Source organism: Paractinoplanes deccanensis (genome assembly GCF_016862115.1).
In the GTDB taxonomy this organism is placed as follows: Bacteria; Actinomycetota; Actinomycetes; order Mycobacteriales; family Micromonosporaceae; genus Actinoplanes; species Actinoplanes deccanensis.
Window position 1 is genome coordinate 1 of the sequence record NZ_BOMI01000220.1, and the last position, 2,930, is coordinate 2,930.

Consider the following 2,930-nt stretch of genomic DNA (forward strand, 5'->3'; position numbering starts at 1 on the left):
AAACGGTCGACGACTGCACGGTGACCGGCACACTCAAGCGCGACAGCGGCGGTCTGGTTGATGTGTTGCGTGCTGCGGCGGTCTTGCACACGGCTGGTGTGGCGGTCGACTGGACGCCGGTAATGCCGGCGGTTGCGCCTGCCGATGTGCCGACGTATGCGTTCCAGCGGCAGCGTTTCTGGCTCGACCAGACCGACGACGGCCGTTCGGTGGTGCGGCTGGCCGACGGCGGCGTGGTGGTCACCGCGAAAGTCTCCACGGCCCAGGAGCCGTGGCTGGCCGACCACGCGGTCAACGGGACGGTGCTGGTGCCGGGGACGCAGTTTGTGGACTGGGCGATCGGAGCCGGTGATCTGGTCGGCGCGCCGGTGCTGCGCGAGCTGACGGTGCAGGCCCCGCTGGTGCTGGACGGGATCGTCGAGGTGCAGACCACGGTGAACGCCGAGCGGCAGGTCGCCATCTACTCACGCACCGGCGAGGACGAGCCCTGGACCTGCCACGCCGTGGGTGTCCTGGATCGGGAAGGCCCGGTGGCGCCGGCCGTCGAGTGGCTCCCGGCTGACGCGACGCCGCTCTCGACAGCCGAGCTCTACGACCGGCTCGCGCTGCGTGGTTACGAGTACGGGCCCGCGTTCCAGGGCCTGCGGGCGGTGTGGGAGGCCGGCGACGACCTCTACGCCGAGGTCGAGTTGCCGCCGTCGGAGCACGGCCGGGCCGCGGGTTTCACCATCCATCCGGCGCTGCTGGATGCCGCCCTGCACACCGCCGCCGTGCGGGAGAGCTCGGGGCCGGTGCTCCTTCCCTTCGCCTGGCAGGACGTGTCCGTGCACGCGACCGGCGCGACCAGGGTGCGGGTGAGGCTGCGCGCCGACGGCGACAACCTGTCACTGACCCTGACCGACGCGAACGGGGCGCCGGTGGCCACGGTCGGCTCGCTCGCCTTGCGGGCGTTGCCGGACCGGTTGCCGGCCAAGGCGGTTCGGGACCTGTACTCCGTCGACTGGGTTGAGGCCGGCCATGTCGGTGAGACGGAAGTTGACCTGCCGGTGTGGGACTGCACCGGCGTCGCCCTGTCCGACGTCCTGGCCGGGGTGCAGCAGCGGCTGGCCGCCGACGAGCAGCGCTGGCTGGTCCTGATCCCGGACAGTCAGAACCGTCCGGACCGCGCGGCGGCCTGGGGTCTGCTGGCCTCCGCCCAGACCGAGCACCCGGACCGTCTGGTGCTGGTCGACGCGGCCGATCCCGCGGTGGCGCGGGCGGCGGTGGCGGTGTGCGATGAGCCGCAGCTGCGTGTGGACGATGACGGCCGCATCGGGGTGCCGCGTCTGGTGCGGGCCGCCCCGGGTGAGGGCGAGGTCGACTGGGGTGCCGGCCCGGTGTTGATCACGGGTGGTACCGGCACGCTCGGCGGGTTGCTGGCCCGGCATCTCGTGGACGTGTATGGCGTGACGGACCTGGTGCTGGTCTCCCGGCGCGGTCCGCAGGCGCCGGGCGCCGATCGGTTGCCGCAGGCGCGGGTTGTGGCCTGCGATGTCTCTGACCGGGAGGCGTTGCGGGCGCTGCTGGAGGAGTATCGGCCGACCGCGGTGATTCACGCCGCGGGGGTGTTGGACGACGCGACGGTGGCGAATCTGACCGAGGCTCAGCTCGACGCGGTGTTCAAGGCCAAAGCCGTTGCCGCGCAGCACTTGCACGAGTTGACCGAGGGTTTGAGCGCGTTCGTGTTGTTCTCCTCGGCGTCCGGGGTGTTCGGCTCGGCAGGCCAGGCCAACTACGCGGCCGCCAACGCCTATCTGGACGCGCTGGCCCGCCGCCGGCGGGCGCTCGGCCTGCCGGCGCAATCGCTCGCCTGGGGGCACTGGTCGCAGGACAGCGAGCTCACCGGGCGGCTCAACAGCGCCGACCGGCGCCGGCTGGTCCGCCACGGCGTCGTGCCGATGAGCGACGAACACGGTCTGGCCCTGTTCGACGCGGCCCTCCGGTCCGGCTCCCCGGTTCTCGCGCCGGTCAAGCTCGACCTCACCGCGGGCGCCGGAGTGACCGTGCCACCGCTGCTGTCCGGCCTGCTCACCGGCAGCCGGCGGACCGTCGCCGCCGAGCAAACCCGCGGCGACCTCGCCGGGCAGCTCGCCGGGCTGGAGCCGGAGGCGCAGCGCGAACGTGTCCTCGAGACGGTGCGGTCGCTGGCCGGCCGGGTGCTCGGCCACCGGCCGGGGTCGGCCGTCGGCGCCGACCAGGCGTTCAAGGATCTGGGCTTCGACTCGCTGCTCGCCATCGAGCTGCGTAACCGGCTCGGCGCCGAAACCGGGCTGCGCCTGCCGGCCACCCTCGTGTTCGACCATCCCACCCCGGCCGCCGTCGCCGGCCATCTGTGCACGGCGCTGGGGCTCGGACCGGACGCGGAGACGCCCGAGGAGGCGGAGGAGCGCGAGTTCCGGCGCAAGCTGGCCGGCATCCCGATGACCCGGCTCCGCAACTCGGGAGTTCTCGACCTGGTGTTGCGGCTGGCCGAGACCGGCGACGCGGCCGAACCGGGCGAGTCCATCGACGATCTGGACGCGGAGAGCCTGCTGCGGCTGGCCGCGCAACAGACGTCGTCCTGATCCGACGGCACGGGGTGGAGAGCGGATGAACACGTCGCAGGAGCAATTCGTCGAGGCGCTGCGCTCGTCGCTGAAGGAGAACGAGCGGCTGCGCCTCCAGAACCGCCGGCTGGTCGACGCGGCGACCGAGCCGATCGCGATCGTCGGCATGGCCTGCCGATTCCCGGGCGGGGTGCGGTCGCCGGAGGATCTGTGGGCGCTGCTGGCACGGGAGGGCGACGCCATCGCCGGCTTCCCCACCGACCGGGGCTGGCAGCGGCTGGCCCGGTTCGACCCCACCGGGAAGCTGCCGGGCTCGGTGTCGGCACGCGAGGGCGGGTTCCTCTA

Annotated in this window: 2 protein-coding genes; both read left to right on the forward strand. The window is 72.8% G+C overall.

The window, feature by feature from the left end; all coding sequences use genetic code 11:
• The coding region (locus Ade02nite_RS48495; RefSeq protein WP_203778235.1) for a type I polyketide synthase at positions 1–2,603 on the forward strand (2,603 nt) is incomplete at its 5' end.
• Positions 2,604–2,628: 25 nt separating this feature from the next.
• Positions 2,629–2,930 (forward strand): beta-ketoacyl synthase N-terminal-like domain-containing protein (locus tag Ade02nite_RS48500; RefSeq protein WP_239169632.1); only part of this gene is annotated, 302 nt, incomplete at its 3' end.